This window comes from Paenibacillus tyrphae, from assembly GCF_000722545.1.
Classification (GTDB): Bacteria; Bacillota; Bacilli; order Paenibacillales; family NBRC-103111; genus Paenibacillus_G; species Paenibacillus_G tyrfis.
The window spans coordinates 139632-165726 of record NZ_JNVM01000013.1 but is presented as its reverse complement, the minus strand read 5'-3'; the positions used below and the strand labels follow the sequence as shown (position 1 = coordinate 165726).

General features: G+C 52.8%; 24 protein-coding genes and 1 pseudogene. 15 read left to right on the top strand and 10 right to left on the bottom strand.

Features of this window, described 5'->3' with window-relative positions:
- Positions 1-76 precede the first annotated feature (76 nt).
- The 6 genes from ET33_RS17260 (at position 77) to ET33_RS17235 (ending at position 6418) form a co-directional block, all read left to right on the top strand.
- Positions 77-892 (top strand): MerR family transcriptional regulator, encoded by an 816-nt coding sequence (locus ET33_RS17260; RefSeq protein ID WP_036684212.1) that lies wholly within the window; start codon positions 77-79, stop codon positions 890-892.
- A gap of 35 nt (positions 893-927) precedes the next feature.
- Positions 928-2121: an MFS transporter gene (locus ET33_RS17255; RefSeq protein WP_036684208.1), complete on the top strand. Its 1194-nt coding sequence runs from the start codon at positions 928-930 to the stop codon at positions 2119-2121.
- 101 nt (positions 2122-2222) lie between these two features.
- Positions 2223-3422 (top strand): MFS transporter, encoded by a 1200-nt coding sequence (locus ET33_RS17250; protein WP_036684204.1) that lies wholly within the window; start codon positions 2223-2225, stop codon positions 3420-3422.
- Positions 3423-3702: 280 nt separating this feature from the next.
- Positions 3703-4176: a hut operon transcriptional regulator HutP gene (gene hutP / locus ET33_RS17245; protein WP_051775403.1), complete on the top strand. Its 474-nt coding sequence runs from the start codon at positions 3703-3705 to the stop codon at positions 4174-4176.
- Positions 4177-4302: 126 nt separating this feature from the next.
- On the top strand, positions 4303-5835 hold the full coding sequence (gene hutH, locus ET33_RS17240) for a histidine ammonia-lyase (protein WP_036684201.1): 1533 nt from the start codon (positions 4303-4305) through the stop codon (positions 5833-5835).
- A 97-nt stretch (positions 5836-5932) separates the two neighbouring features.
- Complete coding sequence (locus tag ET33_RS17235) at positions 5933-6418, top strand: GNAT family N-acetyltransferase (RefSeq protein WP_036684197.1); 486 nt, start codon at positions 5933-5935, stop codon at positions 6416-6418.
- A gap of 199 nt (positions 6419-6617) precedes the next feature.
- On the opposite strand, the gene ET33_RS17230 is transcribed toward ET33_RS17235, so the two are convergent.
- Entirely contained in the window at positions 6618-7016 is a 399-nt protein-coding gene (locus tag ET33_RS17230) for an Hsp20/alpha crystallin family protein (RefSeq protein ID WP_327204062.1), read from the bottom strand.
- Positions 7017-7362: 346 nt separating this feature from the next.
- Between ET33_RS17230 and argS the strand changes: the two genes are divergently transcribed.
- A complete protein-coding gene (gene argS, locus ET33_RS17225) occupies positions 7363-9072 on the top strand; it encodes an arginine--tRNA ligase (protein ID WP_036684194.1) in 1710 nt (569 codons plus the stop codon).
- Positions 9073-9155: 83 nt separating this feature from the next.
- Here the strand turns inward: argS and ET33_RS17220 are convergent, their stop codons facing one another.
- Positions 9156-9569 (bottom strand): YjdF family protein, encoded by a 414-nt coding sequence (locus tag ET33_RS17220; protein WP_036684192.1) that lies wholly within the window; start codon positions 9567-9569, stop codon positions 9156-9158.
- A 206-nt stretch (positions 9570-9775) separates the two neighbouring features.
- Between ET33_RS17220 and ET33_RS17215 the strand changes: the two genes are divergently transcribed.
- On the top strand, positions 9776-10006 hold the full coding sequence (locus ET33_RS17215; protein WP_036684191.1) for a YqzE family protein: 231 nt from the start codon (positions 9776-9778) through the stop codon (positions 10004-10006).
- A 64-nt stretch (positions 10007-10070) separates the two neighbouring features.
- Here the strand turns inward: ET33_RS17215 and ET33_RS37495 are convergent, their stop codons facing one another.
- From ET33_RS37495 to ET33_RS17195, 5 genes and pseudogenes are all read right to left on the bottom strand, one after another.
- The gene (locus tag ET33_RS37495) at positions 10071-10523 is read right to left on the bottom strand and encodes a putative iron-sulfur cluster-binding metallochaperone (protein ID WP_081890359.1); all 453 of its coding nucleotides are present in this window, start codon (positions 10521-10523) and stop codon (positions 10071-10073) included.
- A 138-nt stretch (positions 10524-10661) separates the two neighbouring features.
- Positions 10662-11023: pseudogene (locus ET33_RS17210) on the bottom strand (transposase); the annotation flags it as partial.
- A 197-nt stretch (positions 11024-11220) separates the two neighbouring features.
- Positions 11221-12150 carry a hypothetical protein gene (locus ET33_RS17205; protein ID WP_036684188.1) on the bottom strand — a complete coding sequence of 310 codons (930 nt, stop codon included), beginning with the start codon at positions 12148-12150 and terminating at the stop codon, positions 11221-11223.
- 171 nt (positions 12151-12321) lie between these two features.
- Positions 12322-13377, bottom strand: a complete 1056-nt coding sequence (locus ET33_RS17200) for a YqhG family protein (protein WP_327204061.1) — start codon at positions 13375-13377, stop codon at positions 12322-12324.
- The gene (locus ET33_RS17195; RefSeq protein ID WP_036684186.1) at positions 13374-15182 is read right to left on the bottom strand and encodes a DEAD/DEAH box helicase; all 1809 of its coding nucleotides are present in this window, start codon (positions 15180-15182) and stop codon (positions 13374-13376) included. Before ET33_RS17195 ends, ET33_RS17200 begins: the two co-directional genes overlap by 4 nt.
- A gap of 175 nt (positions 15183-15357) precedes the next feature.
- Between ET33_RS17195 and ET33_RS17190 the strand changes: the two genes are divergently transcribed.
- Both ET33_RS17190 and ET33_RS17185 read left to right on the top strand, forming a co-directional pair.
- Positions 15358-16449: a hypothetical protein gene (locus ET33_RS17190; protein WP_152570658.1), complete on the top strand. Its 1092-nt coding sequence runs from the start codon at positions 15358-15360 to the stop codon at positions 16447-16449.
- A gap of 55 nt (positions 16450-16504) precedes the next feature.
- A complete protein-coding gene (locus tag ET33_RS17185; RefSeq protein ID WP_036684182.1) occupies positions 16505-17350 on the top strand; it encodes a lipoate--protein ligase family protein in 846 nt (281 codons plus the stop codon).
- A 22-nt stretch (positions 17351-17372) separates the two neighbouring features.
- Here the strand turns inward: ET33_RS17185 and dat are convergent, their stop codons facing one another.
- The gene (gene dat / locus ET33_RS17180) at positions 17373-18224 is read right to left on the bottom strand and encodes a D-amino-acid transaminase (RefSeq protein WP_036684181.1); all 852 of its coding nucleotides are present in this window, start codon (positions 18222-18224) and stop codon (positions 17373-17375) included.
- Between the two features lie 399 nt (positions 18225-18623).
- On the opposite strand from dat, the gene ET33_RS17175 reads away from it, so the two are divergent.
- A complete protein-coding gene (locus tag ET33_RS17175) occupies positions 18624-21221 on the top strand; it encodes an adenosylcobalamin-dependent ribonucleoside-diphosphate reductase (protein ID WP_036684178.1) in 2598 nt (865 codons plus the stop codon).
- A 167-nt stretch (positions 21222-21388) separates the two neighbouring features.
- On the opposite strand, the gene ET33_RS38460 is transcribed toward ET33_RS17175, so the two are convergent.
- Positions 21389-21649 (bottom strand): hypothetical protein, encoded by a 261-nt coding sequence (locus tag ET33_RS38460; protein WP_152570657.1) that lies wholly within the window; start codon positions 21647-21649, stop codon positions 21389-21391.
- Positions 21650-21992: 343 nt separating this feature from the next.
- On the opposite strand from ET33_RS38460, the gene ET33_RS37490 reads away from it, so the two are divergent.
- The 4 genes from ET33_RS37490 to ET33_RS17165 all read left to right on the top strand — a co-directional run bounded on the left by ET33_RS37490 (position 21993) and on the right by ET33_RS17165 (position 24978).
- Positions 21993-22346, top strand: a complete 354-nt coding sequence (locus tag ET33_RS37490) for a MerR family transcriptional regulator (RefSeq protein ID WP_235206739.1) — start codon at positions 21993-21995, stop codon at positions 22344-22346.
- A 65-nt stretch (positions 22347-22411) separates the two neighbouring features.
- Positions 22412-22651 (top strand): SRPBCC domain-containing protein, encoded by a 240-nt coding sequence (locus tag ET33_RS37485; protein ID WP_081890358.1) that lies wholly within the window; start codon positions 22412-22414, stop codon positions 22649-22651.
- Between the two features lie 178 nt (positions 22652-22829).
- The gene (locus ET33_RS17170) at positions 22830-23762 is read left to right on the top strand and encodes an aldo/keto reductase (protein ID WP_036684173.1); all 933 of its coding nucleotides are present in this window, start codon (positions 22830-22832) and stop codon (positions 23760-23762) included.
- A 121-nt stretch (positions 23763-23883) separates the two neighbouring features.
- Complete coding sequence (locus ET33_RS17165; protein ID WP_036684170.1) at positions 23884-24978, top strand: hypothetical protein; 1095 nt, start codon at positions 23884-23886, stop codon at positions 24976-24978.
- A 433-nt stretch (positions 24979-25411) separates the two neighbouring features.
- Here ET33_RS17165 and ET33_RS17155 read toward each other — a convergent pair whose 3' ends face one another.
- Positions 25412-26095 (bottom strand): hypothetical protein, encoded by a 684-nt coding sequence (locus tag ET33_RS17155; protein WP_036684164.1) that lies wholly within the window; start codon positions 26093-26095, stop codon positions 25412-25414.

Here is a 26095-nt window from a genome sequence, read left to right as displayed (position 1 = left end):
CCCCTTAACGGGAAAGTTATACTCGATTAAGGCAAGGAAGGACAGAAATATCACATTAGGCAAGCGAGGTGTATCCATGTTTAAAATCAGCGAGTTTTCAAAGATCGGCCAAGTGTCGGTCAAGGCGCTTCGTTACTACGACCAATTGAATTTGCTTAAGCCGGCCCACACCGACAAATATACAGGATACCGGTATTATTCGGCCGATCAGTTGTTTCAGCTCCACCGCATTTTGGCCTATAAAGAATTGGGCTTCTCGCTGGATCAAATTCGCCAGATGATGGGCGAGGACATCCCGCTTGAGCAAATCAGAGGGATGTTCCGGATCAAGCAAAACGAGATTCAGTCCGTTCTGGATAAGGAGCAGGCTAAGCTTGACCGAATCAAGGAGCGCCTGCATGCCATCGAGAATGAGGGGAAGCATTTGACATCGCACGATGTCGTTCTAAAAGAAGTGGAGCCGCAGCTTGTAGTGTCTTACCGGCAAAAAGCTTCGCTCAGTCAGCTTCCCGAGCTATTCCGACGGCTCGACGATCACTTGGAAAGCTGCGGCGTATCTTCGCTATCCCAAATGGTTCTTTGGCATGGCTGTGAGGAATGTGAGGACGATATGGACATCGAAGCGGCTCGTCTGCTCACTCACGATATGCCGAGTCGTTCTCACTTTACGGTCAAACGATTGCCGGAAGTTCCGATGATGGCAACACTTATTCATCATTGCCGGACAACGAGCCCTTGCACGGCAAGTACGGAATTGGCGATATGGATCGAACGAAACGGATATCGAATGAAGGAGAATGAGCCGCGGCGCGAAATCTGCATCCCTCATGAAAAATCGGACGATCCGGAGGCTTACGTTGCCGAGGTCCAGATTGCCGTCGAGAGAGCTTAATTGAAGATCGCTTTGATTTGAAAGGAGATTCTATTTTGACTAAACAACAAAAGCTTCTGACTTTAAATTTATTTTTATTAACCTTCGTTCTGGGAACGAGCGAATTTGTCATCGTCGGGCTGTTGACGGAAGTATCTAACGGCTTAAATATCGCCATATCGACAGCAGGAGCGCTAGTATCGGCTTTTGCCATTGCTTTTGCCATAGGTACGCCAATCTTGACGGCTGTATTCAGCCGGTTTTCCAAATACCCTCTCATGCTTACTTTGCTCGCGGTATTTATTGCAGGGAATATGTTAACCGCGATATCCGGGTCGTATGTGCTGCTTCTTGTTTCCAGATTGATCACCGCCGTCGTTACCGGAGTGTTGATCGCACTCGCCATGGCCGTTGCCAGCGAAACCGTACCTTCCGAGAAAAGGGGCGCGGTGATTTCCATTATCTTTACCGGGTTTACGATAGCCAGTGTCATCGGAGTGCCGCTTGGCACTTATATCGGACAGTGGGGCGGTTGGCATATGACCTTTTGGTTCACCGCTCTATTGGGAGTCGGGTCTTTCATCGCAAGCTCGGCGACCATCCCCAGAGGGCTGAAGGGAACGCGGAGTTCATTGAAAAAACAAATCGGATTATTAACGAACTCGCGTATTATCATCGCGTTTTTTATTACGGCGTTCAGCATTGCGGCGACCTATACCGTTTATACGTATTTGACTCCTCTGCTGCAAGAAGTGCTCTTTATTCCGGTCCGGTATATCAGCCTTGTATTTTTGCTCTACGGAGTCGTATCCATCTTCAGCACATTGATCGGCGGGAAATTGGCGGCCCGCAACGGGATTGGAAAGCTCCGGGTTGTATTTCTGATTCAAGCCGCCATTCTCGCGTCCCTTTATGTTTCCTCCAACTCGGTTGTCACGGGGTTGGTTAGCGTATCGTTCATTGCTCTTGTCGTTTATGTTATGAACTCGACTATGCAATTGTATTTCATCGATTTGGCGGATAAGCATTTCCCGTCGGCCAAAGATTTGGCTTCGTCCTTAGCTCCCGTATCCGTCAATGTCGGAATTGCGCTTGGATCGGCACTGGGAGGGTGGGTCACGACGAACATGGAGCTCATCGATCTTTCCTGGGTCGGCGCAATCGCGGCGGTCGCCGCATCGTTGCTAACATTTATCAGCTACCGTCTGGACCGTAAAACCGTGAGCGGTTATAAAGCCGTCGCGAATTGAACAACCGGAGGCGTTGAAAGCAGAAGTGGTCTGCTTTCAATTGCCTGTAATAATTATGTACCGAATGGTACGTTATATCGATTGGCACAGGAGGGATATTTATGTCCATGTACGAATTGAAGCAAGCTGAACCGGCAGACGCTGCCGTCCGCCGCTGGCTGGCGGTGGTCGTTCTTGGAATCGCCACTTTTACGATTGTCGCGACCGAGTTCGCCCCCATTGGACTGCTTTCGTCCATCGCTTCTGATCTGGAGCGCAGTCCTGCCACAATTGGCCTCACCGTAACAGCTTATGCTTTGATCGGTGCGGGCAGCGCCCTGTTGTCCGCCGTACTTCCCAATCATTTTCCGCGCAAGCCGCTGCTTATTGGGTTGATGCTGGTACTGGCCGCTTCGAATGGTCTGGCCATGATCGCCCAGACCTTCCCGACTCTGATGCTGGCGCGGATCGTGGGGGCACTATCGCATGGTGTTTTCTGGGCCATGGTCGCTGCGATCGCGACACAGATCGCTCCGCCCAATCGCATGGGTCTTGCGACCACGATCGTCTTCGGCGGGATCTCGATCGCGAACGTGCTGGGCGTCCCCGTCCTCAATCTCATCGGGCAGGCATGGGGGTGGCGGGTGGCGTTCGGTGCCCTCGGCGGGCTCTGCCTGTTCACCGCGCTGCTCATGGGCGCTTTGCTTCCTAAGGTGAAGGCCGAAGGGACGGTCGGTTTCGCTGCGCTTGCAGGAGTGCTGCGCAGCCGCAAGCTGTGGCGGGTCTATGCTGTGGCGATCTTCACGGTAGCCGCGCATTTCGCAGCGTTTACATTTATTGAACCCTACCTCAGAAGCGTACCCGGCGTTGCCCCCGCTGCAATTGCTGCTCTGCTCTTTGGCTTCGGGGCCGCCGGACTGCTCGGCAACATTGTGACCGGGTTCCTGATCGATCGCTTCATGAAGCGAGTGATCTTCGTGTCCCTTCTGCTTATGTGCGTATCGCTGGCCGGTCTGGGATGGTTCGGGCTCAGCCTCGGGCTCGGGTTGGTCGTCCCTCTGCTCATTGTTTGGGGCGCGGCGATCTCGATTCTTTTTATCGGCATACAGACCTGGGTTTTACGTGTTGGGGGTGCAGCAGCTATACCGGCGTCGGCGGTTTATACTACCGCTTTTAACTCGTCCTCCGGTGTGGGCGCCGTGCTGGGCGCTATCATCCTGAACCGTGCCGGCTTATCCGGCATCATGACCTGGGCCGGTCTAATTGTCGCCGTAGCTATTTTCATTGTCGTTTTGGATCGTCGATTGGACAAAACGTCATGAATGCATGACCGGTGACCGCATCGGTTTATACAAGGGATTCGGGTTTAAACCGGGTTCCTTGTTTTACTTTCCCCTTGCTAGTCGGCGCCTCATTGTCAACCCACGTGATGTATGGTACAATTTCATCAGATACTTTAGTGATAAGCAAAATCCTTTTAGATAATTTAGCGTATAGTCGGGTCGATACAAGGCAAGTCTTATGGGAGCGGGAAGAAGCTTTCCCATTTGCTGTTGTAGCGTCTTTTTTATTTTTATTGTGGCTTTTCCGCAGGAAAGGGGCATGCAAGTGACGGGCCAGCAGGGGATTCCTTCTACTATCGGCAAATTAACCGCTTTATTGACGATGATGCACGATCATGCGATGGGGGCGGACATCGTACGGAAGCTGGAAGCAGACGGATACCGGCATACCGTCGGGAAAGTCGGCTCCATGGACAGCGCGAAAGTCATTGCGGCCATCGAAACCGCTGCCAAAAACAATCGGGTCATCGACGAAAAGCGGTACCGGGAGACGCACGGCTTGTACCATGCGATCCTTGAGGCTTTGCAAGGAGTAAGCCGGGGAACCCCGCAGATTCGGGACGTATTGCGTACGGTAGGACTGACCTTCGCCATTGTCCGCGGCCCTATGTCGACCGAGCAGGATCAACCGGACGAAGGGGAGTGGATCTGCGTATGCATGTACGGTACGATCGGCGCTCCGAAAAAAGGCTTCGAGCACGAGGTTCTGGGCTTCGGCATCAATCATATTTGAAGACCGGACCGGCGTTTCAATTGAATAACATTAGACCATAGTCTTATAGTTGCGTTTAGAGGTCATGACCATTGATTTGGTATGGCCTCTTTTTTTGTGTCCATTTCATAAGGAGAGTGATTCGTGATGATTAAAACGGCACCTATTACGATCGGCGGCGGCAAGCTGACCTTGCAGGAGGTTGTGCTCGTGGCGCGCCACGGCTACGAAGTCGAGCTTGACGCTTCGGTCAAAGCGAAGGTAACGAAGAGCAGACAGTACGTCGAGAAGCTGCTGGCGGAGAAAAAGGTCGTCTACGGCTTGACCACGGGCTTCGGCAAATTCAGCGATACGTACATTTCGAGCGAGGACGCGAAGACGCTGCAGGTCAATTTGATCCGCAGTCATGCGTGCGGGATCGGCGATCCGTTCCCGGCGGAAGTGGCGAGAGCGATCGTATTGCTGCGCATCAACGCCTTGATCCAAGGCTATTCCGGGATACGCTACTCCGTCGTGGAGACGATGGTCGAGATGCTGAACAAAGGCGTCGTTCCGTTGATTCCGGAGAAAGGCTCGCTCGGCGCCAGCGGAGACTTGGCCCCGCTTTCCCATTTGGCGCTGGTCATGATGGGGGAAGGGGAAGCGTTGTTCCGGGGAGAAAAGCTGGACGGAAAAGCGGCGATGGACAAGGCCGGAATCGTACCGGTGTCGCTTGAAGCGAAAGAGGGACTGGCTCTGATCAACGGTACGCAGGTCATGACCGCCGTCGGCGCTTTGGCTTGCTGGGACGCGCTGCAGTTGGCCAAATGGGCCGATTGCGCCGCCGCTTTGACGACTGAGACCTTGCAGGGCGTGAGGCAGGCGTTCGACCCGGAAACTCACGACATTCGTCCGCATGCCGGCCAGCAGCAGGTCGCTTCGAATATCCGCAAGCTGACCCAAGACAGCCGTCTGATGACGAATCAAGGGGAGCTGCGCGTCCAGGACGCTTATTCGCTGCGCTGCGTACCGCAGGTTCACGGCGCTTCGGCCGATGCGCTCCAATATATTTATGATAAATTGCTAATCGAGATGAATTCGGTAACCGATAACCCGCTGATTTTCACCGAGCAGGAGAAAGTGATCTCCGGCGGCAATTTTCACGGCCAACCGATTGCGCTGGCAATGGATTTCCTCTCGATTGCGGTGGCGGAGCTGGCGAATATATCGGAGCGGCGAATCGAACGGCTAGTTAATCCCCAACTGAGCGGAGGACTGCCTCCGTTTCTGACGAAGTACGGCGGCACGAATTCGGGCTTCATGATTGCGCAGTATGCCGCGGCTTCACTCGTGTCCGAAAACAAGTCGCTTGCGCATCCGGCCAGCGTCGATTCGATTCCAAGCTCGGCGAATCAAGAGGATCACGTGAGCATGGGAACGATCGGCGCGAGAAAAGCGGCCAAAATCGTCGAAAATGCATACAACGTCGTTGCGATCGAACTGCTTTGCGGCTCGCAAGCGGCCGATTACCGCGGAGCCGACGGGCTGGGCAAGGGAACGGCTTGGGCATACGCGCAGTGCCGCAAGCAGGTGCCGTTTTTGGACGAAGACCGCGTGATGTATACGGACTTCCGCAAAGCCGTGCACATGATGAAGGATGCGGCGGTGCTTAAGGATATGACCGAGACGCTCGGTTTGTAATATACGGCTTTCTGGTCCAAGTCTTGCATTTCTCCCGAAACCTTGTTATAGTAGGCGGAAAAATCGTTGGGATTTCGTGAGGGGGAGCGGGCTTCTAATGGAGATCAGACGGGCTGGACATGCGGATGTTCCGCACATTTTGGATATTTATAACGAAGCCGTCCTAACGACGGTAGCGACGTTCGATACGGTTCCGCGCACGTTGGAGCAGCAGTTGGAATGGTTCGAGCAGCACGGCGAAGCTTACCCGGTCGTCGTGGCCGAGGACGCCGGTCTGATTCTCGGCTGGGCCGCTGCGAACCGGTACTCCGACCGGCTGGCCTATGCGCGCACGGCGGAGCTGTCCTTATATATCCGGGGTGGGCACCGCGGTCAAGGAATCGGGAAAAAGCTGCTGGAAGCCGTACTGGCCGAAGGGAAAAAGGCCGGTCTGCATACGGTGCTGTCGCGGATCGTGGAGGGTAACGACAGCAGCATTCACATTCATCGGCGGCTTGGGTTCGATACCGTAGGCACGATGCGCGAGGTCGGCTTCAAATTCGGCAAGCTGCTGGACGTCGTCATGCTGCAAAAAATGCTTTAAACTCGAAAACCGGAGGGTACCGGCGGAAGCCGGAAGCTCCGGTTTTTTGCTTTTCGCGAAAAAAAAGCGACCCGCAAGCAACGGGCCGCGGGCCGAGAGACATCTATATGAAAAAGGGGGTCGAGCTTTATTATAGAACCTTTACATTAAAGGAAGATGAAAAGCACATTTCAATTAGATTACAATTGGACGACGCCAATTAATGAAATTCCACGTCGATCCGCTTTCTGGCGTTGTTCTGAGCCTTCGGCATTTTCACTTCGAGAATGCCGTTCTTATATGCAGCGACCGTGCCCTCGGCATGCACTTCCGCCGGCAGCGCAACGGTGCGCTGGAAACGGCCGGTATAGCGTTCCTTGCGATGATACTGCTCTTCCTTCGCTTCCTGTACTTTGTGTACGGTACCGACGATCGTAAGTGTCTGCTGCTCCACGTGGATGTCTACGTCCTCTTTTTTCTCCAGACCCGGAATCTCGCAGTGGGCGATAACCTCATTCTCGGTTTCGTAAACGTCCATCCGCGGTGCGCCGAATTCCTGCTGGAATCCGAAAGCGGAAGGCAGCCCCTCGTTGAAAAATTTGCCATCTCTTTTTTCCAATGATCCACGCGTCTGAACGGTTCGAACGGAACCAACGGCATAAACGAATGCCTCCTTAATTCAAGTTTGTTTTGAATTTCCTCCCTTATTTTTTCGTCGGGTTCCAAAATTCATACCAAAATTGCGCGCATGCCGGAACGAAGTGCCGCCGGACCGCAAAATCCTTGGGCTGGCGCTGCAACCCTGGCTTGACTCGGTTTTTCGCGCCCGATATAATGGAACATATGCAAAGGCTGGCAAAACCTACGTGCGACGTTGAAAAACGGCACCCCGACCGGGGTGCTTTCTTGTATGAAAGCGTACTGCGGGATGGCGGCGTTCGTTCGAAGAAAGGGGCACATCGTGAATGAATTACAAACAATGGTTGGCCGGACAGCTGGCGGCAAAGCTTGAGGGCATATCGCAGGAAGCGCTGGCGGAGCTGATCGAATATCCGCCGAATCCGCAGATGGGGGATTTGTCGCTGCCCTGCTTCAAGCTTAGCAAGCAGCTCCGGAAGGCGCCGCAGGCAATTGCGGAAGAGCTGCAGGCGGGCTGGAGCGACAACGCGGCGGTTCAGCGGGTCGATGCGGTGTCCGGTTACTTTAACGTATTTTTGAATCCGGCCGCTTTCGCCAAAGAAGTCGTCGGTGAAGTATTGGCGCGCCAAGACCGTTACGGCTCGCAGGAATACGGTCAAGGACGCAACATCGTCATCGACTTCTCTTCGCCGAACATTGCGAAGACGTTCCATATCGGGCATCTTCGCTCGACGGTCATCGGGAATGCGCTTTATAATATTTTCAACTTTATGGGATACAACAGCGTGGGCGTCAATCATCTCGGCGATTGGGGCACGCAGTTCGGCAAGCTGATCGTCGCTTACAAGCTGTGGGGGGACCAAGCTGCCGTCGAAGCGGAAGGCATCGACGAGCTGCAGCGCATTTACGTCAAGTTCCATGACGAAGCCGACGTGAAGCCGGAGCTGGAGGACGAGGCGCGCGCCTGGTTCGTGAAGCTGGAGCAGGGAGATGAAGAGGCGCACAGGCTGTGGCGCTGGTTTGTGGACATCAGCTTGAAGGAGTTCCACAAGATGTACGATCTGCTCGGCGTGAAGTTCGATTCGTATGCCGGCGAAAGCTTCTATAATGATAAAATGGCCGAGGGGCTGGACGAACTTAAGGCGAAAAACCTGCTGGAAGAAGACGGCGGAGCGCTTCTCGTCCGGCTCGACCAATTCAATATGCCTCCGGCGCTCATGGTGAAAAAGGACGGCGGAACGCTGTACCATACGCGCGACGTGGCGGCGGCCAAGTACCGCAAGAAGACATACGATTTTGACAAAGCCGTTTATGTGACGGATGCGGGGCAAAGCCTGCATTTTAACCAGCTGTTCAAAGTGATCGAGCTGATGGGCTACGATTGGTCGAAGCAAATGCTGCACGTTCCGTTCGGCAAAGTCAGCCTGGAAGGCGCGAAGCTGTCGACCCGGAAGGGCATGGTCGTGAACCTGGAGGATCTGCTCGGCAAAGCGATCGAGAAAACCCGCGAAATTATCGAAGAGAAAAATCCGAATCTCGAAAATAAAGACGAAGTCGCCCGCAAGGTCGGCGTCGGAGCGATTATTTTCAACGATTTGAGCAACAACCGGATTAAGGATATCGTCTTCTCCTGGGACGAGGCGCTGAATTTCGAAGGCGAAACCGGTCCATACGTGCAGTACACGCATGCGCGGACGTGCAGCGTGCTGGCAAAAGCCGATCCGTCGGAGACGCAGTCGTTCGAAGGCTTCGATCCGAAGCACTTGGAAAACGAAGAGGCGCAAGGCGTGCTGAAGCAGCTGTACTTGTTCAAGGAACGGGTCGAGCAGGCGATGCATAAGCTGGAGCCTTCCATTATTAGCCGGTATTTGGTCGATCTGGCGCAAAGCTTCAACCGGTTTTATCACGAATGTCCGATTCTGAAGGTGGACGATGCCGGGGTGCGCAAAGCGCGTCTTGCGCTCGTGGAGTCCGTAAGGATTACGCTGAAGAACGGCTTGGCTCTGATCGGTATCGAGGCGCCGGAGAAAATTTAACCTCATAATTATGGCAAAAACACCCGATTGTCGGACTGTCCTATAGACAGCCCGGCATCCGGGTGTTTTTTTGCACGCGACCGTTACCGGCCGCGGTGCTTGGCTTTCGCTTTTTGAATGGCGATTTCGCGTTTGCGTTCCTTCTCGGCTTCACGCTGCTCCCGGGAGACGATCTTGCGCGTCTTCTTGCGGTGCTCCAGATCGAGCTTCAGCGCTTCCTGCGCTGCGCCGCGGATGCCTTTGCGATCCATCTCGCGGGCGGCTTCGCGGGCGAGCCGCTTCGGGTTGACGCGGCCCCGCCGGGCCAAGGCATCGACGCTGACGCCCACCGACGTTTGCGCGAGCAGCGGCAGCATCCGAAACTGCACGAACTCCATCACCTCGGCGTCGTACGGCTCCGAGCCGAACACGTGACGAGTGGCTTTGACCTTGCCGTCCGTTTCGTGCTCCGTCACACCTACCCAAAATTCACCTTCAAAATAAACGGTAAGCTTCATGCTTTCCCCTCCTTACATCTTGCGAGCGATGGACATCCCGAGGGGGGAAGGATATGACACGGGCTTGCATCTCCGAAAAGCGGGAGATCCCGTGCATCCGGGCTACCAACCGGACCGCGATTTTACGCTCGACTTCATTATAGGACGAAGACAGGTTTGCCGCAACCGGGAGCGGATCATACTGGGATGTAGAGGTGAACGGCGGAATGGCGAAAAGCGACGAGCTTGTGAAATATGTAACGGAGCGATTCGTCCGGTACATCGAGATGCCGAAGGAAGTGCGCCGGCAGGTGCGGGCGGACCGGAGGGAAGGCAAGGAGCCGTGGCAGTACCGCTGGTTCGGCATGCTGCCGGTGGCGATCGGCATGTGGACGAAGCCATTGCGCGAGGGCGCCCGGCGTCTCGGAAGAAGCTTGGGCAAGAGAGCAGAGCGGTGAAATCAACAGTAGATAAAATAAGGCTCTTTTCGTAAATATTGTTGCTAGATGGGCTGACAAGAGACTAACTCTTGTCGAGGCTCCGAATGAACATTGTAACATTACCCAAACAACAGGCTCCTTGTGGGTTATTAACCTCACAACCACAGCGATTAGCTTGAACTTGTTCACGAATGTGGTCAGTTGGTCGTTGATTCTCTTGAATCGCTTGTATTAAGCGTTCTCTTGTCCATCCAAAACAGTAGCAAACAGACACATCCAACTCATCGTCTTTCTGAAACACCGAAACTTTGAGCGTGTCTTTGTCATAGGTATGCGAATCGCTAAAATAGACCACTTCACAAGATGGATTGGAACAAAATGCGTATGACGAATCAGGATTAATGGTTTCTAATGCTGTTGGCTGTAGCAACGCTTTGAGTGTAATCAGTTGAACGCTTTTGCCCTTCTGATGACAAGCAGGACATTGGGGAAGTGTTGTTTGCTTTTCAATGGACTTTTGACAACAACGATCCATTTCTAATCACTCCTTATGTAGTTTTGAATGAGCGAACAGGTGTAAAGTTAGCTTTCTTGCAAGCGTCCAACCCCATTGTTTTTTGTTCGTAGTTTTTTATCAACTTTCTTGTGCAACTCCAAGAAACGGAACCAGAAGTTTACGAGACTTACGATGGGTAATGCCTTTCTTGCCTTTGTCGCTCTCTAAAAAATACGTTTCATCGCTTTCTATGATCTTATATCTAACTCTTCAGCGATTTTGGGTAAGGTAAAGCCGTCGACCATCATTTGGAAGAATTTCAGCCATTTGTGCGGATAATGCGTACCAGAAATGGGGCTTGCAGTCATATCATTGAACGATTTACTACCATCCTTGCACAGATAACGCTGTCGAGATCGATATTTGCCATTACGCTTTAAGCTAACACTCCCACAATGGACACATGCCAAGCCACTACTGAAACGGACTTCACGAATTTCACCAATCATTTTGGCAATATCCTCTTTGGATTCAGGAAAACAAGTCATAAAAGTCTTGATACACATTACTTCCAATCCATTGTGGGTCAGCCTCCTACAAACCGTTCTACTACTAGTATAACTATTTACCTACAATAGCAACAATCTTTTAGAAAAGAGCCTAAAATAAAAAAGGAAAAGCTTCTTGCCGTTAGGCGGGAAGCTTTTCTATATAGGGAAGAGGAGAAAACCGTAGGTTAAGGGTAAAAGCTGCCGAGACGCTGCAGCGCCTCGTAGGGAAGAAAGCGGTCATCGTCCTGCCGGAACTGCACGAAGCGATCCCCGCTGGACCACACTTGAAAGCCCGCGACGGGAAGCGGCACGGTTACACTGCCTTCGTAAAGCTCGGCGGCGTACACCGGCTTGCTGCCTTGAGCGATCAACTGCTTCAGATCGTCGAAGGGCAATGGCTTGCCCGTTTTGCTTTGTACCCATGGCAGCCGGGCATAAGGCTCGGCGGGCTCCGCTTGTCCGCTTTCCTTTATCGTATGCTTGGCATCGGTATTGGTGAATGCCTGAACGTTCGGCGCGGGTGCCGCTTTGCTCTTGGGCAGCTTGGCATCGCCGGTGAAAGGCATTTCCTCGCCGGTTTTGGCGTCGATATACCAGATGCGGTCCGCGTTCTGCACGGTAATTTTCCAGAGAGCCTGCAGCGGACCGAAGTATAATCTCTCGGTTTGATGCGGATATTCGATAAGTTCAAGCTGCACCAAGCTTCGATGCAGCGTTTGCAAGCTGAATAACGGGTAGGAGCCTTTGCCGTACTCGGTCAGCCTGTACATATCCGGCTCTCCGGCATGGATGACCAGATAGCCCGCTTCCGAGCCTTCGGCGCTTACGATGATGACCCAGCCGTGCATGCCCGGTCCGAGCGGATAGCTTGTCCAGGTCGCCTGCTGCCACGGCTCGAAGCCGGGCTGGAGCGCCAGCTGCTTCATAAACCGCTCTACGGCCGCTTGCAGCGTCGGAGCGGCAATGTCGGCTGCCGGTTCCTTCGGCGGCGTGGACGAGGGAGCCGATGGCTTTGTTTCCTGCACCGCATGGGCGGGGGGCGATTCGAGCGACCAGGCCGCAAGCAGGCTTGTGCCGAGCAGTAGCGAGACGAGCGCGAACGTAAGCTTTTTCATAGTTTCACCTGCTTCGCTTAGGAGTCGTTGGCCTGAGATCGATCGGCATTATGCGCATTCCGCTGCGAATATGCCTTTATTGTACAAGGTATGCGCCGAAAAGATTGTTAGAACCTGTAGTCTGTCAAAAAATACTTTCCCCTGAAAAACGCAGCCTTTCGCGCCCGTTCGTCAGTACGCGGGCGGTTTCGCAGAGGAAACATGGAACAATCCGCAGTTGATGGCGGATATTCGGATGCGCGGACGATACTGCCATTCGATTTCCCGGGAGCGGCCGGCGTACTGCGCCTCGACGTCCGCCCGTTGATCGGGCTCGGCGGTTTTGAGCAGCGCTTCGTAATAATCGCGGATGCGGGCCTGTTCATCCGCGAGCCGAAGCTGGGCTTCCTTCGCCCAGCGGTGGTCGTACTTGGCCAGCTTGCTTTCCAGATGCTCTTCCAGGTAAAGCACCGCGCGGGACAGCGCAATCCGGTCCGGCGTAATGTAGACGTGAGCGGGCAGCTGCGGCGTAAAAGCGAGCGGAGCGATCCAATCCATGAACCGCTCGCGGATCACGCCCGTCTGCAGCTGGATGCCCAGAGAGTGAATTTCGCTGCGCTTCATATCGCAGGCCAGCTCCACCTTGTAATTGACGGCGAGCCAAGTATCGTAAGGCACGGTCGCGGTTCGTCTGGGCTGCTCGGACACATGCTGCTCGAACAGCCGGACATATTTGCCCTTGGACCGGACGGCCGCAAAAAGCTGCTCCAGCCGCCGGCTGCCGTAAGTCACTTCGTCCCGCGGAATGCGCGCGGTAAAAGACGTCGGCACGAAGCCGAAATAGCGGCCGAGGATGCTGTCTCCCTGCGGCGGCTGTGGTGCCCCGCCGGGAGCTGTGCCCGTCTGCGCCGTAGCACCCGCAGGGGGGCCGGCGATTGGCGTCCCGGCTGTGCCTGCGAGTCCGGGAGCGGCGGTGCTGACGCCGGGCTGAGGCCCGCCGGGAGGGCCGTGCGGCTGCAGCTCGCGGTAGGCCTCCGGGTCGAAGACGAAGGTGCACGTCATCGTCTCCGGGGTAACGCCGGTCCGTTCGACGAAGCTCCAATAATAGGGGCGGTGATTCAAATCCTTGTCGGCGGAGGGCGACAGCTTCACGGTCACGTAGGCCGGATGCTTTTCCATAATGTCACATTGTTCCGCTTCCAGATAGCGCAGCACGAAGGAGCGGATTTGGTCCGCCGTCATCGTCATAGCCGGGCCTCCTCCCCGCCGTGGTCCTGCCCGCGAATGGGGCTGCCTACCGCGTTCAGCACGCTTTGCAGATGTATGTTCTCCTGCGCCTCGTGCTCCACCTCGGAGCGGACGACGGTGAACGAGCGCCCCAGTTCGTCAAGCTGCCGGCGGATGTCTTCCTGGCTGCGCGAAGACAAGATCAATTTGGCCAGATGCGATTCGAGCGACGTTTTTTTCTCGAACCGCTCCAGAATCGTATCCAGCTCGCCGATGACCAGCTCGAACATGTTGATTTTCTCGTGCAGCAGCGATAAGATATGCTCCTCGATGGTGCCGAGGGTAGACAGGTTGTAGATTTTGACGTCCTCCTGCTGACCGAGCCGGTGCACGCGGCCGATCCGCTGCTCCACCCGCATCGGGTTCCACGGAAGGTCGAAGTTGATCATATGGTGGCAAAATTGCAGATTGATGCCTTCGCCCCCGGCTTCGGTCGCGATCAGCACTTGGGCCCGGTTGCGGAATAGGTCCATCATCCAGTCTTTTTTGCCCCGGTTCATGCCACCCCGGTAAGGGACGGCCGAAATTTTCCGATCTTTCAAATATTGCAGCAAATATTCCTGAGACGCGCGATACTCCGTGAAAATAATCACTTTTTCTCCGATGTCGCCGATCAGCTCCATTACTTTTTCGGCCTTCGTATTCGCTTTGATGCTGCGGATCAGCTCGACGATTTCCCAGATTTTGGCGCGTAGCGGCGAGTTCTCTTCGGTTTTCTTGAATAAATTGACGAGCGTGATGAATACCGCGTCCCGGCTGGAGCACACTTCGCGCTGCAGCGTGACAAGCGACAAAATGCTCCCGATATCGCCGCCGGATTCCTCATAACGCCCGCGAACGAAGTTGGTCACGCCATCGTACAGCGCCTGCTCTTCGGGGGAGAGCTGCAAAGGAATATTACGTACGATCCGTTTGGTGAAATTCACGTTGCCGTCGCTGCGCCGGTTGCGGATCATGACCTTGCTCAGCTCGTGCTGAAGCTGCTCTTCGTTCTTCGGAATCCGTTTGTCTACGACGAAATTCGCCTGAAAGCTCCCCTGGCCGCCAAGCTGCCCCGGTTTGAGCAGGGTAATCAGGTTATACAGCTCTTTCAGGTCATTCTGCACCGGCGTCGCTGTCAGCAGCAGACAGTACTTTTTGCGCAGTTCGTTGATGAACTGGTAGTTGGTCGTCTTTTTGTTCTTCAGCTTGTGTGCCTCGTCTACGATCAGCATGTCGTATTCCAGTCCGAGCACGATATCCCGGTGCGGGTCGCGCTTGGCCGTATCCATTGAAGCGACGACGATATCGTTGGCTGCCCACATATATTCTTTTTTCTGGGCGACGGCGGAAATGCCGAATTTCTGGTTCAGCTCGCGCACCCACTGCAGCACCAGCGAAGCGGGTACGAGGATGAGCACCTTGCGGACAAGTCCGCGGATCATGTACTCCTTGAGAATGAGGCCGGCCTCGATCGTTTTGCCGAGTCCGACCTCGTCCGCCAGAATGGCTCGTCCGCGCATCTCGGTCAATACTTTTTTGGCGGTATCGATCTGATGGTCCATCGGCACCAGATTCGGCAAATGCGACAAGCATTGGAGCTCGTCGAAGCTGCGGATCAGCCCCGATTGCTCGGCCTCTTCGGCTAGCCGGAACATCGTCCAGTCATCCCACGGACCGTTGCGCTGCGCCCGGTCGTGCAGCTCCTCGAACCAATCCCGTTCAAAATACAGCTGAACATGCTCATTCAATTGACGCACGTGTTCTTTTCGCTCGGTGGATTGCATCGGACGCGCTCCTTTTCCATCGGGTAACGAATCGAGTCAATTTTTAGTATGCACGAAAATAAAGTCTTTCAAACGAACCGGCAATGCTATATGATGAAAGGGATGGGGCCTGGCGGACGGACGCCGGGCTCTTGATTTCCGCGGAGACGGAACGATAAAGAGAGGGAGAGCTTCTTTGAACAGACGCGTTCGTATCTGCCTCACGCTTCTGTTGACTGCGGCCTGCGCCGGATGTTCTATATTCGGTTCGGATGCCAAGCCCCGCATGACGCCGGTCGATGCGGAAGCGTCCAAAGCTTTGGATGAGACGGGCGATCTGCTCGTAGCCGGAGATAACCGGGTATTCAGCGTCAACAGCAAAACGAATGAAGCCCGAGAAGTGCTGCAAACGGAGCAGCCGGTCAGTTCGCTCAGTTATACGGGAGAGCACATGGCGATCACCGTATTTCAGCCGTCCGACCCGAAGGCGTCTCGCGGCTTTTATTTGCGGGACAGCAGGAGCGACAGCTTCACGATGTATCCGACACCGGGCTTCTCGCCCAAGCTCAGCTACATTTATGGGGATCTGATGTTTCTCGCTTCCGCCGATAAAACGGCGCAGAAGGACGGCGACTATGCGAAGGTCGGCATTTATCAGTTGAAGGAACACAAGTGGGTCAAGGAATGGATGCTGCCCGGCGGCATCGAGGACATTACCGGACGGGGCAAAGACCTGTGGCTTGTGACGTCCAACAATGCGACGACAAGCTCGAATTTGTATAAGGTCGACTTGGAGACCAGGGAATGGGGCAAGCTGATCGCCGAGGCCCGGCGGTATCCGCTCGATCAAGTGGAGGCCGATTCCGGCGGCGACATCTATATGATGATCTCGCAGCGCAACAAGACCGAATGGTCGAACAAAATTTACCGCTGGGACCCGCAGCAGGAGCCTTACGAGCTGGCGCACCATTTTGTCTCCAATACCCGGCCGTACTCGTACGGGATGCAAGCGCTGAATGGCAAAATGCTGATCGCGCGCTTCGATGCGACCGGAGCCCATCCGGATATCGAGAAGCCGCTGTCCGTGCTGGATTTAAAAACGCGCAAGCAGACCCATCTGGCCTGGGATCACCGGCCGGTGGCGCTGGACAAAAGCGGGGACGAATTCGTAGCGCTCGGGGAAGACGGCGCGGTTGCGTTCGTGAAGCCCGACGGGGCCGACAAGCCCGATCGGGAGATGCAGGTTCCCGGCTTGCGGGCGGCAAAATGTCTGGCCGTTAAGCGGTAAAGTGAGCCGGCTTTGCGGCCTGCGCCGGTGCGACAGAAAAAAGGAGGGATCGCGGATGACGCAGGAATGGCGATGGATTCGGTCCGGCTATGGTTCGCCGGCTTACAATATGGCGGTAGACGAAGCGATACTGACGGCGCACGGCGAAGGAGCGGCGCCACCGACCGTGCGGTTTTACGGCTGGAATCCTCCGACGCTGTCGATCGGTTATTTTCAGAAGGCGAAGGAAGAGATCGATTTCGATGCGCTGGAGCGCGAAGGCATCGGCTTCGTCCGGCGGGCGACCGGGGGTAGGGCGGTGCTCCACGATAAGGAGCTGACGTACAGCATCATCGTGTCCGAGGACTACCCCGGCATTCCGCGAAGCGTGACGGAAGCGTATCGGGTGCTGAGCGAAGGGCTGCTGCTAGGGTTCCGCAAGCTCGGATTGGCGGCCGATATGGTACAGCTCGAAAGCGAGGAGGACAAGAGCAAGTACGAGTCGATGGGCTCGGCGGCCTGCTTCGATTCGCCTTCCTGGTACGAGCTTGTCGTGGAGGGACGCAAGGTGGCCGGCAGTGCGCAGACCCGGCAGAAGGGCGTCGTGCTGCAGCACGGGTCGATTTTGCTCGATCTCGATGCAGATCAGCTGTTCCGGCTGCTCAGGTTCAAGAACGAACGGATCATGGAACGGATGAAGCAGCAGTTTTTGCGGAAGGCGGTCGCGATCAACGATCTGCTTCGCAGCGTCGGACAACTGCCGGTCGGGCTGGCACAGACGGAAGAGGCGTTTCTGGCCGGTATGGCCGAAGGACTGGGCGTAAAGATGGTTCCGGGAGAGCTGACCTCATACGAGCAGGAGCTGGCGGAACGGCTGGTGGAAGAAAAATATGGCAATGAAGAATGGAACCTTCGGAGATAGCGCTCCGAAGGTTTTTTGATATTTATTGAGGGATGCAGGAGGAGATGGCCTGCTCGAAGGCTTGCTGCAGGCGGCGCGTGACCGGTCCCGGGCTACCTGAGGCGACGGGAATGCCGTCGAGTGAAATGACGGGCGTTACTTCAATGGTCGTACCGGTGACGAACGCTTCCTCCGCCTGCCGGAGATCGTCCAGCGTGAACGGCGTCTCGGCGACCGGGATGCCGAGCTCGCGGGCCAGACGAAGCGCGACGGCGCGCGTGATCCCGTGCAGGATCAAGTTGTCGGCGGGATGAGTAATGATTGCGCCTTGTTTGACGATCATTACGTTGGAGGCGCTGCACTCCGTGACCAATCCACCGCGGTGTAATACGACGTCGTCCGCGCCTTGATCGAGCGCGTGCTGCTTCGCCAACGTGTTGGGCAGCAGGTTAAGCGTCTTCAGGTCGCAGCGCAGCCACCGGATATCCTCCATCGTAACGACGGCGATGCCCTGCTGCATCATGCGAACGGGACGCTTCAGCTCGGTCGTATAAGCCATAAGGACAGGTTCGGCCTCAGCGGGAATCGCATGGGCTCTAGGCGCCGTACCGCGGGTGATCTGGAGGTAAACGGTGCCTTCGATTAGCGAGTTTGCGGCGATTAATTGTTCCAACTGCTTTTGCAATTCGCTTGACGCAGCGGGCAAGTCTATGCGGACGGCAGCCGCCGTGCGCTCCAATCGCTTGAAATGCGCCTCGGCTTCGAACAATTTGCCTCCGTAGACGCGGAATACTTCATAGATGCCGTCGCCGAAATAGTACCCGCGGTCGTCCGGCGAGACGCGAACTTCTTCCTTGGGAACGAGTCTGTCTTGGATCAAGTAAATCGGAGTCATGGGTACACCTCCCGTATCATGTAGGTTTTGGAAAATGGGAACATACGTTTGATAATGCTGCTGAATACGGTTATACTATTACTAGACTAACAATCGGCTGATTCATTGTCAAAACGAAGCAAAGGGCGGATTTGCAAGGTTTCGTTTCAACATGTTGTTGGGCGTATATAGTTTCAGTTTTTCGTTAACTTAGGCCGGCTTTGTCGAAAAAGATGAAGATTTCGTCAACGAAAAAGAGAGCCTGACCGCGAAAAAAGAAGCTAGCGGGCTTGTATTCCATACTACGCCGTTAAATCCGCTTTTTGCCTATTCGTAACACAATATATTGTATTGTATAATGTTTTTCGCATACCAGATATTGTGATTGGCCTTTGAAAATATTTCCGGGAGGTTGTTGTTTTGAAGACCGTGCAGCAGACCAAATTGGAAGGCTTAAGCGAAAAAATATTTCTTGACCGTTATGCGATGAAGGATGCCGATACCCGCAATACGAAGGTGGGAGATACGGTACTGGTGCTGACGAAGGACGATCCGAAGTTTCCGGCCAAGGAAGTAGGGGAAGTCATTGAACGTCAAGGAAACCAGGTCAAAGTCAAGCTGCGGAGCGGAGACGTTGTCGACTCTGCCGTCGAGAAGCTAACGCTGACGTTGGAAAAAACGCCGCAGCAGATGTGGGACCGCTTGGCCACTGCCATGGCTTCCGTGGAAGCAACTCCGGAGAAACGCAAGGAATGGACGGACAAGTTCCGTTACGTGCTCGACGATTGGAAGCTTGTGCCCGGCGGGCGGATCGCCGCAGGAGCGGACGCAAGCGACGAATTGACGCTGTTCAATTGCTATGTCATCCCGTCCCCGCATGACAGCCGCGGAGGCATTATGGCGACGCTGTCCGAAATGACGGAAATTATGGCGCGCGGAGGCGGCGTCGGGATTAACCTGTCCTCGCTTCGTCCACGGCGTTCCGTTGTCAAAGGCGTCAACGGTTCTTCGAGCGGCGCGGTATCATGGGGCGGACTGTTCAGCTACACGACCGGCCTGATCGAACAGGGCGGAAGCCGCCGCGGCGCACTGATGCTGATGATCAACGACTGGCATCCGGACGTGGTCGATTTTATTACCGTGAAGCAAACGATGGGCCAGATCACGAACGCCAACTTGTCCGTATGCGTCAGCAACGGCTTTATGAAGGCGGTCAAAGAGGATCTGGATTGGGAATTGGTCTATCCGGATACGACCGACCCTGAATATGACGAGCTGTGGGACGGCGATTTGGACAAGTGGAGAAAGACCGGCAAAAAAATAAACCATTACCGGACGGTCAAAGCGCGCGACGTGTGGCATACGATTATCGAATCCGCATGGAAATCGGCGGAGCCCGGGGTCGTATTCATGGAATACTACAACCAGATGTCCAACAGCTGGTATTTCAACCCGATCATCTGCACGAACCCTTGCGGCGAGCAGGGATTGCCGGCGTGGGGCGTATGCAATCTGTCCGCAATCAACCTGTCCAAATTTTACGACGAGCATAATCACGACGTGGCATGGGACGAGCTGGCGCAGGTCGTCCGTTATTCCACGCGTTTCCTGGATAACGTTATTGACAAAACGCCGTATCACTTCGAACAAAACCGGGTGAACCAGCAGGGCGAGCGCCGTGTCGGACTCGGCTCCATGGGCCTCGCCGAGCTGATGATTAAGCTGGGCATCCGCTACGGCAGTCCGGAATCGCTCGAATTCCTCGATAAGCTGTACGGCTTCATGGCGAAGGAAGCGTACTTGGCTTCCGCCGATATCGCGGAAGAGAAGGGCTCCTTCAAGCAGTTCCAAGCGGAACCGTTCCTGCAAAGCGGCTTCATGAAGCATATGACGTCCGTCTTCCCGGAAGTGGGCGCCGCCATCCAGAAGAAGGGCATGCGCAACGTAACGGTCATTACCCAAGCGCCGACGGGCAGCACGGGAACGATGGTGGGCACCTCGACAGGGATCGAGCCGTACTTTGCGTTCGAGTACTACCGTCAAAGCCGTCTCGGCTTCGACAAGCAGTACGTGCCGATCGCTCAGGAATGGAAGGATGGGCATCCTAACGAAGAGCTGCCGGACTATTTCGTGACCGCCATGGATTTGTCCGCGGAAGATCATATTCGCGCGCAGGCCGCCATTCAAAAATGGGTGGACAGCTCAATCTCCAAAACGGCGAACTGCCCATCCGACTTTACGGTTGAAGAAACCAAGCAGCTGTACGAGCTTGCCTTCGATCTGGGCTGCAAAGGCGTGACGATCTATCGGGACGGCAGCCGCGACGTGCAGGTGCTGAGCACAGACAAGAAGGAAGAGAAGGCTGCGGAAGCGAAACCGGCGACACAGCCGGTGGCGGCCGAGCCATCCGCTGCGGGCGAGGAGAAGTCGCTCACCAACCTGTCCCAATCGCAGGCCGTTAACATTGACGCCAAGACGGAGCAGGTGTTCGACAAGGAATACAAGCGCCGTCCACAGGCTCTGCGCGGGGCAACGTATAAATTCAACACCCCGTTCGGGATGGCTTACATTACGATTAACGATATGAACGGCAGCCCGAGCGAAATTTTCTTGAACGTCGGCAAAGCCGGTTCCGACGTCTTCGCGATGTCCGAAGCGCTCGGACGCGTCTGCTCACTGTTCCTACGCTACGGCGACCATGGAAACAAGGTGCAGCTGCTGATCAAGCACCTCAAGGGCATCGGCGGCTCCGGCGCAATCGGCTTCGGCGCGAACCGCGTCGAATCGATTGCCGACGCTGTCGCCAAGGCGCTCGAAATGCACGGCGATTTCTCCGACAACGCGGATGATTACATCACCGCGACACAGGAGGTCGTGATGGAAACGCCCGCTCAATACGCGGTAACGCGCAGCGCGGCCACGTCTCTTGACCTGTGCCCATCCTGCGGTTCGGCTTCGCTGATTAACAGCGAAGGTTGCAAAAATTGCAGCAACTGCGGCTACAGCCGCTGCAGCTAGGAAAGAGAAAGAGGCCTTCGGGCCTCTTTTTTGTTGTTGTTTCCATATTCAGATAACATCCTATTTCTTTTATCACCATATGGGGTACCGCCCCATGCCTATCTAGCTAAGAACAAAGATACGGATTCATATTATCGTTTCACCCTTGAGCCTGATCCAATTCAGCTCTAAACGGAATTTCGTGCAGACTTAAACAAGCCTTCGGTTGCATCAAGTTGGCTACATAACTGTGCGAGGGGAGTCACAGATAAATGATCATTTAAAAAGACACATAAGGAAACTAAATTTTGCGCGGTACATTTGCTTTTTCGTTGGACAAAATTAGTTTGTCTAGCGAGCACTTCTAGCTGGGAAGGAGAAAAGTGATGCTGTAATTCTTGGGCTAATAAATGCACTTCTTCGCTGATAGAAAGAGGAATAGATTTCATGGGAAACCATCCTTTCTATGGAATAATGCCAACATAAAAAGTATAACTTAGTTTGGGGGTATGATTTCATCCTAGCTTGATGGGGATGTGGCGGTACCCCTTTAAGGTAAGACGCAAGAATGAAGAAGCTGAGATCAATGATCCAGCTTCTTTTTATGTTATTTTTGTTTAATAAAATAAAGCCTTAGATCTGAGTTTCGGCAGGACAGGAGTTGGCTTTTCTTCATCTTCCGCACTTGGAGATTACTTATTTTTATATTCCTCTTGCACCTTACGTAGCGTAATGTCTTATAGTAAAAGCGCATGAGATAAAACATAAAAAATAAAGCAAAGGATCTGATGTGTGGAACCACAGTGGGAAGTAGGTGAACTAGCAAAGCTAACAGGCTTAACGATTCGGACATTGCGTTATTACGAGATTAGCCTATTTTCACCTTCGGAATATACGGAAGCTGGACACCGCCTCTATAACCAAGCCGATCTCTTGCGACTACAACAGATTTTATCGTTAAAAGAATTGGGAGTATCACTTGAAGAAATAAGATCAGCGTTGGCAGGAATCTATTATGCTCCGTCACGAGTCATTTCCTTGCAAATCGCTCGTCTCAAAGAGAATACAATTGCAACAGACTATGTTGCAAGAACTCGAACACGTTTGGGAGATGATGCAGCAGAACAGAACTTTGACGTTGGATGACTTTACCCGATTATTAGAATTGACGAAAAGGTCCAACGTTTACGTATGATGCTTCCTATAAAGAAATTGTCAAAGATCAACGAATTGTCTATACATACACGATGGACATGGATCAAGTGCGTATCTCAGCTTCTATCGTAACTGTTGAATTAAAGCCCGTTAACGCGGGTACACGATTGATTTTTACGGAACAAGTTGCCATGTTTGATGGTCATGATCGTGTCGAATATCGCCAACAGGGAACGGAAACATTTTTGGACAAGCTAGAGAGTCTACTTCAAACAAGTACTCAGGTGAAAAAATGAAAAAAAAGGCAGGTACGGTTTTCACCTCATTACTGAAAGCGACTTTTAAGTCGCACTGGACAAAAACACCCTTAATGATAATGTGGCAGATACCCAAGCCCAGTAAGCTTGTTTTTTTGCATCGCAATTTTAGGCTGATTAGATTACTGTAGAAATAAATGAGAGGGAGTTGAAGAGAATGACGAAACAAACACGAATTGGTAAAACAGATTTAGTTGTCAATCCAATCGGACTTGGAACAAGCGCTGTAGGTGGGCACAATATTTATCCTAATTTAAATGAAGAAGTAGGAAAAGATTTGGTGCGGGCTGCGATCAACCATGGAGTGAATTTTTTAGATACAGCGTTTTTTTATGGAACAGGACGTTCAGAGGAGCTAGTAGGTGAAGTGATAAAAGAAGCAGGAAAGCGTCATGAATTCATCCTTGCAACAAAAGGCGGCCTTACACTTGTCGGCAATGATGTTGCCATGGATAATTCGCCTGCTTTTTTAAAACAAGCCGTTGAAGATAGTTTGAAAAAGCTACAAACAGATTACATAGATTTATTTTATATTCATTTTCCAGATCAGGATACACCAAAAGATGAGGCGGTTGGAGTCTTAAAACAGCTAAAGGACGAAGGTAAAATTAGAGCAATTGGCGTTTCTAACTTCTCACTTGAACAATTGAAAGAAGCAAATAAGGATGGTTATGTCGATGTATTACAGGGAAATTACAATTTGCTGCATCGTGAAGCGGAACAAGAATTCTTTTCATATACGACAGAGAATAATATCTCGTTTATTCCATACTTTCCACTAGCATCAGGCTTGCTGGCCGGTAAATACAATAAGGATATGACATTCAATGATCTGCGCAAAGATATGCCTCACTTCCAGGGGGATAAATTCAAAAAAAATCTAGAAAAGGTAGAGCAGCTCCGTAAAATTGCAAATGAAAAAAATGCCGAAGTTGCTCATGTAGTCCTTGCTTGGTATTTAACACATGATTCAATTGATGTTATCATTCCCGGAGCAAAAAGAGCAGAGCAAGTGCTGGATAATTTAAAAACATTAGACGTCCACCTGACAGAAGAAGAAATCAACGAAATTGATCGTATTTTTAAATAGGTAAGACATTTGTAAGCGTCAAATCGAGCTGGGCGCTATTTGACGCTTACGCATAATCGCCGCTAGAATCAGGCATACTATCCCCAACCAGAGGCAATTATCAAGTAAGGGGACAATAGTTATGACGGTTAAGACGATCGCAAAGTGGGATGAGAAGAATGGCTTTCTGTCGGTCCTCGATAAAGTCGGTAAAGAGGCAACACTGCCGCAATATCTGCAAGTAGATCACACAAGTTCAACTCCTGATGCGAATGGTCAACTCCGCGATCATTTCACCGTGCTTGAAGGATTGGCAAAGCATCAAGAATTCAGCGTCAAATCTGAGGCTAATGCGCTTGGCCCTATGATTAACTATAACCCCTCAGCCGTCTTGAAATTCCTGCCAGCAAAAAATTTGCTCCGCATCTCGGACAATGTCGTGGTTCATGTGAAAACTGATCCAAATCATCCTATTCCTGAGGGCAACCATCGTATTCTGGTCGTGGATCATTTTCATGAAAACTATTATCCTAAAGCCGGTCCGTATCAACATTCCTGGTTTCCACTTCTGGAATTACCAGGAACATCGACGGAATTCAAGAAACGCTATCTTCATCCAGGGAAGGTTAGTTTGGGTTGCCTTACCGTACTTGACCACGAAAGATGGACTGAAATCTACGAGTTTTTGATCCGACGACGCAAGGACAAAGATTACGTGAGTATGCTGCAGGTTTGTCCTCCCGACGCAGAGGATTGGTGCAAGTTATTTAACGGCAAATACCAAATTACTATTGATGGGGAAGCGTATGCGTGGGGTGCGCTGAACTTAGTCTTTTCGAAAGGTGCAGACAACTGGCTTAATGTTGTGGGCACATCAGACAATCATCGGTACACTTTCCGTGGTGCTTTTGCACTCACCAAAGATGCACCGGTAGCCCATTCCTTCGGCCCTCAAGGTGGAAGCGTCATGGAAGGCAGACTGACTGATAACCAGCCAAGCTCGCACTGGCCGCGTGAATGTGATCTGCGCGTGGGATGCTGGGAACTCAATTTCCAAGAGGGTCTCATGGTTCCGGTGAAAATTGAATGGAAAGGAACTATCGCACAAGGATACTGGAATCATGGCGCTCCGCACAAACTTCAATTGACGGCCTTAGAACTGAAAGAGCGCCCCTGGTACAACTATCCATGGAATTATCCGAACTGGAACCCAAATCCGCCGCCACTACCAGTTTAAATTCAAGTTCCAAAAAATGACTAGAACAATACCTCACACAAGGAGATCGTAAAATGGCAGAGAATAAGGACAGTATCAACAAAGAGCTCAGCGGGAACGACAGAGATAACCGGCCAGCCCCACATGGAAGCGGAAACGAAGCAAAAAACGAGGCTGGTACTAAGAGGCGCGAGAACTTTTCCACCCTTTACGGAGAAACTACCAATACAACTCATAGCTCGGTTGGATCGACCGGCTCAACCACCAATACAACGACAACCCGGCAACATCAAACCTAACGTAGAGGTCATCTTCTCCGATATTTAATTGCAAAGCGGGATGTAGTAAGCAGTGGCTTCCGATAGGACAAGTTTGATTGGACTATAAATAGCCGAAAGCCCATTTAAAGCCATTTTACTGGCTGAAAACGGGCTTTGCTTCCGATGACGTTACTTTAGTGCGTCCTTCTCCTGGTAAAAAGCCAGCCGCCGGCCACGAAAACGAAATAGAGCATAAGGTTAAATCCGACGCCCGTCAGCAGCGAGCCGTTGAATAATAATGCTTTGAAAAAAAAGACGACATGAACGCGCAGCGAAGGAATCGCCGTTCCGATTGGGATCGCCGCAATGAGCAGCGCCCATAGCAACCAACCGACAGGATGGTAGTAACCGGAGATCAGCATGCTTAGAAGCGCCATCACCATCAAATAAAAGGCGGTTTGGTAAAGAAAAGAACCTGCCAAGCCAAAGTCAACCCAATGAAACGCTTCAATAAGATCAACGGTGTTCATGTAATTCCGGAGCACGCCCACTTCAAATTCAAACCATAAAGAATTGAACAAAGCGATGGCTGCTGCCCAGACGGCAAAGACGAATTGAAGCGCTTTAAAATATTGCTCCCGGCTTGCGCCCAAATTTACGATGCGTTTGTAATAACTGAGCGGCAGCACGATAGCGATAAGAAGCAAAATGAGAATCAGCATGTTGCCGTCCGAAAGGCGGGTATTGTGGCTGCTGTCTGTAAAGAGGCTAACAATGAAGTCCGCCAGCCTTCCAAGCAGGATAAGAATAATGACGCACCAGATGTAAATCCTCATTTGCAAATAGGTAGCCTTGAAATGAACGGCCCATGCGCCCAA